The organism is Methylobacterium brachiatum, from assembly GCF_020523825.1.
Taxonomy (GTDB): domain Bacteria; phylum Pseudomonadota; class Alphaproteobacteria; order Rhizobiales; family Beijerinckiaceae; genus Methylobacterium; species Methylobacterium brachiatum.
The window spans coordinates 1-5,453 of record NZ_JAJALK010000039.1 but is presented as its reverse complement, the minus strand read 5'-3'; the positions used below and the strand labels follow the sequence as shown (position 1 = coordinate 5,453).

General features: G+C 62.6%; 5 protein-coding genes. 2 read left to right on the top strand and 3 right to left on the bottom strand.

The annotated features are described in order from the left end of the window. The 3 genes from LGR69_RS31590 to LGR69_RS31580 all read right to left on the bottom strand — a co-directional run. Positions 1-179, bottom strand: a 179-nt coding sequence (locus LGR69_RS31590) for a DUF485 domain-containing protein (RefSeq protein WP_230368570.1), incomplete at its 3' end; no start/stop codon positions are given. Positions 180-293: 114 nt separating this feature from the next. Further along, the gene (locus LGR69_RS31585; protein ID WP_230368569.1) at positions 294-2,252 is read right to left on the bottom strand and encodes an autotransporter domain-containing protein; all 1,959 of its coding nucleotides are present in this window, start codon (positions 2,250-2,252) and stop codon (positions 294-296) included. 124 nt (positions 2,253-2,376) lie between these two features. Further along, on the bottom strand, positions 2,377-3,228 hold the full coding sequence (locus LGR69_RS31580; RefSeq protein ID WP_230368568.1) for a helix-turn-helix domain-containing protein: 852 nt from the start codon (positions 3,226-3,228) through the stop codon (positions 2,377-2,379). Positions 3,229-3,361: 133 nt separating this feature from the next. On the opposite strand from LGR69_RS31580, the gene LGR69_RS31575 reads away from it, so the two are divergent. Beyond that, complete coding sequence (locus LGR69_RS31575; protein WP_328505096.1) at positions 3,362-4,387, top strand: RNA-guided endonuclease InsQ/TnpB family protein; 1,026 nt, start codon at positions 3,362-3,364, stop codon at positions 4,385-4,387. 482 nt (positions 4,388-4,869) lie between these two features. Then, on the top strand, positions 4,870-5,094 hold the full coding sequence (locus LGR69_RS31570) for a hypothetical protein (RefSeq protein WP_230368566.1): 225 nt from the start codon (positions 4,870-4,872) through the stop codon (positions 5,092-5,094). Positions 5,095-5,453 lie beyond the last annotated feature (359 nt).

Below are 5,453 nucleotides of genomic sequence, written 5' to 3'. Positions count from 1 at the left end.
AGGCCGATGAAGCCGAAATAGACCACCAGCATCAGGCCGGTCAGGATCCAGGCGAACCGCGTGCGCTCGCCGACGAGTTGCTGGAATGTCGGGTCTTGACCGATTGCGGCGTAGAAGCTGCCCGCGTTAGTTGGGGGTTGGAGCGTGGGACCGCGGGCCGCGAATGTTTGGCCTGTCATGTCGACCTCTATCAAGGGTTCGGGTCTGATCGAAAGAGGCCCGGCCGTGAGACCGGGCCAGTTGGCGCCCTTGTGGGTCTGAGATCGGGAGGGCGCGAAATCAGAGTGACAGACTCAGAAGCGGTAGCGCAGGCCCACGCTGACGGTGTGATCGTCACCTCCAGAACGGGCGAAGCTGGTCGAACCGGTCAGCACGCCGCTTAGGCCGTTGCCGAAGTCGAGGTCCAGGCCTCCGGCGACGCGACCGTAGACGTCATCCGCGCGTCGCCCGGCCTGGGTGCGGATCAACAGGGTGGGCGCGTAAGTCTGGAACGAGGTCACGGTACGCACGCCGTCGAGGAAGTCGTGCTGGGCGGTCACGTTCAGGAAGGGGCTGACCAACCCCGCGAACATCGGGACCGTGGTGCGGATCTGGATGCCGCCACCCGCCGTTAGGCCTTCGAGGCTCTGACGCCGCGTGCCAATAGTCAGCAGCGTATCGCCCCGCTCGCGGTAGGCATCGACGCTGACGTTTGCATAGGCAACCTCACCCACCGGGCCGGCTTTAAACGTGCCGAAGTCGAACAGGTAGCCGGTGCGGGCCGCGACCGTGAACGCGTCGCCGGAGGGGGAAGCGGTCAGGCGGTCGTTCATCACGCCGGGCCGGTCGAGGCTGTAGTTGTTGCGGCCGTAGGTGCCGACCACGTCGGCGAAGAAGTTGGAGAATGAGAGCGAGGCGAAGCCGGAGCCTTGAAAGCTATCCATGTCGATGCGGCCGTTGGTCAGGCCGCGCAAATCCACGCTGGTGTTGAGATAATTGAAGGCGGCGCCGAGCACGAGGTTGGGCGTGGCTTGGTAGAGTAGGCCAGCGGTGACGCCGCCGAAGTCAGCGTTGTAGGTGTTGCCCGTGCTGCCGCCGCCCGCGCGGTTCTGAGCCGTGCGGTCCACGTTGACATAGGTGCCGAGGGCAAACGCGGAGAGCGGGCTGCCGACCTGGACCGGGATGGTCACTGGCGGAGCCGCGCGTCCTGGCAGGTCTGCCGTGAAGGTGGCGGGCACCGACATGGCCATGTTGCGGCGGCGCTCGGCGCTGAGGAAATCGATCAGGGTCGAGGAGAACGCTAGGCCGGCTGCCTGCCCAAGCTCGCCTTGGGGGGCGATCGTCAGAGGAGCGTTGATCTGGTTGGCCAAGTACGCCGCGATGATCGTGTTGGCCTTGCCTGTGAAGTGGATGTTCTCGGGAGAGATGTACTGATTTTCCAGGCCGGTCGTGGACCCACTCGCGCTGCAGGCGGGATCCTGCGCGCAGGAAACGGTGCCGGCATTCGCCGCGAACCCATAGGCGGTCGGGTTCGAGCGGAAGCGGTCCGACAATGTCGCAAGATCGAAGAAGTGGATATTGAGCCCCCTGTCGGACAGAGGCTGCAAGGCATTCACGAACCCTTGATTGAACTGAGCCGCGATCGGACTGTTTGCACCGGCGACGCTAGCCGGGAACAGGCTACGGAAGGTCTGGGTGTTGAAGACAACGAAGTTCTGACCGCCGAGCGCGACCAGCCGGTTAATGTTTCCAGATACGTTGTTGTAGATCGTATTGATCCCACTGGCGATCTGGGCGGGCGTGCCGTTCGCGGGTATTCCCGAGATATCATTGTAACCGAACCAGACGTTGATGACGTCATGCGAGGTGAAGCTGCCGCCCCTTGCGATGAATTGGTCGACTTGGTTAGGGAAACCGTAGGGGAAGAACGGCGATGTTCCCGCGTTGGCGGGTTGGTTGCCTGAGATCGCGCCGCCGACCGCGAAATTGTTGGCAGGATTGTAGGGCACGCCGACGAGCCCGGGGAGCACCTGAAGGAAATTGGGTTCGTTGGACCATATGCCCGCGGTGGGAGAGTAGATGCCGGGTCCGCCCAGTCCCGGAGCCAGGGCCCTCGGCGCATTGTAGCCCGTCTCGCGCAGGACTCGCCCGGTGTCGCTCAGGCTGTCACCGAAACTGAAGGAACGAGAATAATAGCCTTGCTGTGCCTGTGCGCCTGTGGCGCCGACGAGCGCCGTCGTCAGCGCCAAAGCAAACTTGAAACGCGCGGTCATGACCCTCTCCCCTCGTTGGCAGTTTATTGCCAGGGGAGCTAACATTCGCACTTTAAATCCGTCTTCCGAGATCTGGACACCCTATCGAGATATGGCCGGGCGGGCCTGGTATCGCGCCAACAGGCTAAGTTCTGTTGCGGAAATGTAACGGAGACGCGCCGACGATCTTCCGGAACGTGTCAGTCATGTGCGCCTGGTGTGCGAAACCTACCTCCGCCGCGATTTCTTGCAGGCTGAGCTGCCCGGCGCCGATCAGCTGCTTCGCTCTCTCCACCCGTCGCACGAGGATGTACTTGTACGGAGAGTGACCTGTTGCCGCCTGGAACGTCCGACACAGGTGTCGGATGCTGACGCCGACCTCGTTTGCCATCGCGTTCAGACTGATCGACTCGGCCAGGTTAGCCTCGATCCACTCGCGCAGGCGCTGCACGTCAGTCGGCGCAGAAGGCTGATGCAGCCCGGCGGCCGAGCCGACGTCGTCTCCCGCGAGAAGATGGTGGATAAGGGCGGAGACTATGGACTCGCCTAGAATCGCTCCGCTGGGGTGCCCCGTTCCCATGTCGATGTGCAAGGCGCGTAAGAGATTTTCGATGGCCGGCTGTCGGCCTTCCAGGCGACAGAAGGCGCCTTCGCGATAGACACGGCCCGTGAATCGCTCGATCGCTTCCGGCTCGATCATGAGATGCAACCCGCGCTGAACACCTCGCCAAGCCCCCGCCGCCTCGTGTCCGGGCAAACTCAGCACGGGGTCTGTCGGGTGATCGAGGAAAGCTGCCCTCGCCGATCCTCTGCGGACCTTCATCGGCCCGCATGTCTTCGAAAGGGTGATCAGCGCCTGCTGACTGTCGAACCGCCCCTCCGGAGGGACTTCGATTTCCTGAAACGCGAAGCCCCGCCAGCCCGCCAGCACGCTGCTGGCGACGATTGTTGGCATCTCGGTCAGATGTGACCACAGTCGCCGTTCAGCCCAGCGCATGAGTGCTCCTTCCCCATGAAGCCTTCGCGGCCCCATCCTCAATTGTTTTTTGGCGCATTTTTGCGGGCTTGTTGAAAGCTACGTCAACCGGATCAATCCGTCAGAAGATCGAATGACGTAATTTTGTTACACCATTCAAACGATCGACTGGGTTCGCGCCGTTTCCGTGTCGTGCCAGCAGCAGGCGCTTCGTGATCTCGATAGGGCGTTCCAGAACTTCTTTGCAGGCCGTGCGGGCTTCCCAGGTCCCCGCAGGCGCGGCGTGGACGACAGCTTCCGCTTCCCTGGTCGCGAGGTCGCGGTGAAGCGGCTCAACGCGAACTGGTCGGCCGTGCGCCTGCCGAAGATCGGCTGGGCGAAGTACCGCGACAGCCGGTCGATCTGCGGGGTCGTGAAGAACGTCACCGTCTCGCTCGATCCGCTCGGTGGGCACGTCGCCTTCACCTGCGAGATCGCGCACACAGCACCCGCCCCGTTTCACGAGGTGGTCGGCATCGACCGCGGGGTCGCCACGACGCTCGCCCTGTCCACGGGCGAGCTGCTGACGGCGCCCGCCAGCCTGGAGCGGATTGAAGCCCGCAAGCGGAAGGCACAGCGCATCCTCGCCCGACACAAGCGCGGGCCGAACCGACGCCGCAGGGCTCAGGCCCGCGTCGCCCGGCTCCAAGCCCGGCAAGCCCGCATCCGACGCGACGTCCACCACCGCGCCGCGCTTTACATCGCGCGCCGGTACGGCGTGGCGGTCTTGGAGGACCTGAATACGCGCGCCATGACGGCCAGTGCGCGGGCACGGTGGAGGAGCCGAGGCGCAACGTGCGGCAAAAGGCCGGGCTGGCACCGGCTCGCGACGATCCTCGCTTACAAGATGGAGCAGCGCGACGGTCAGGTGGTGACTGTGCCCGCACGGTTCACGTCGCAGACCTGCGCGGCCTGCGGTGTGGTCGACGCGACGAGCCGCGAGAGCCAAGCGCGCTTCGTCTGCATCGGTTGCGGCCACGAGGACCACGCCGACATCAACGCGGCGATTAACATCGAACGGCGGTGGAACATACCGTTGCTGGACGTGGAGGGCGTGCATCAGCAGCCCGTCGAAGCGTCGACTGGACGGGACCTTACGGTTTCCGAAAACCCCCGTCCTTCAGGGCGGGGAAGATGTTAAACTGCACCGAGGCGTTGTGATAGCTCGCGACCGGGCCGCGCGTCGTTCGCGCAGCCCTCCGGTTCGCAGATACTTGCGCGATCGCCTGCTAGGCCAAGTTCGATGACAGACCATGAGCCGAGCCGATGTGCCGGTACTTCAACGTGCGCAGCCGCGTCTCATTGACCAGATCCGCCGGGGTCTCGCGCACCACCGCCCGGTAGAACGCCGCAACGCGCCGACTGTCACCGCAAGACCGGCGCGGTCCGCCGCCTCGAGTACCGATTTGCAGCAAAGGGTAAGAAACTGCTCGGACAGAAATGTTCCCGGTTCGATCAAGTAGACCTCACCGCGCGATCTAGGCCGGGCAAGGCCGATAACCTTTTCTTACATCCTTTGCCTGAAGGCAGGAGGATTATTATTTCTTACTTGCAGTCTTCCCAAAGAGCCACAGCAGAAAAGGAGCACAACTTCAAACCCCGAAATGACAGGATTCATGTGCCATGATCGTATTTACTATATCCGTCGACCCGTCTTGTAAGTCTCACGTTTATCGCATCGCTGACGGTCTCGAAGCTGAAGGACTTCGAGACGTGAAAATTTTCCCTAAATTCAACGAAATCGTCGGCCATGCCCGCGTAGGGATAGAGCCGGCGCTCGCATCGGTCGAAGGCGTGCAGACCGTTCGGTGGTCACAAGAGTTCATGCTCCGAGGCGAGCACCCGTGACCAGTGGCACGTCCCTGTGATCGGCTCCGGCAAAGAGGCCATGAGCTCAGCAACCTTGAACGTCGGGTGTCTATAATGTGCTAGTCTCAGTAGCCAAGGATCAATGCCGATTCGTGCCCTGCTCGCTCTGTAAGGGCAACGACATGTCCAATAGGGCAGCGAACCGATGGCCTGCGAGTCAAGCGGGCGCGATGGTACAGTTCTGCGAGAGGAGGCCGATATGCACGATCCGTTCCCCGGCTAGCTGAACCGCCACCTCAAGGGGCACTCACGCGATGGACTTAGCCCGTCTTATTCACAAGGGCAGTGGATCTGTGGTGGCGAGCGTAGCGTAAAGCATTGATGTGGCTTAGGGATTG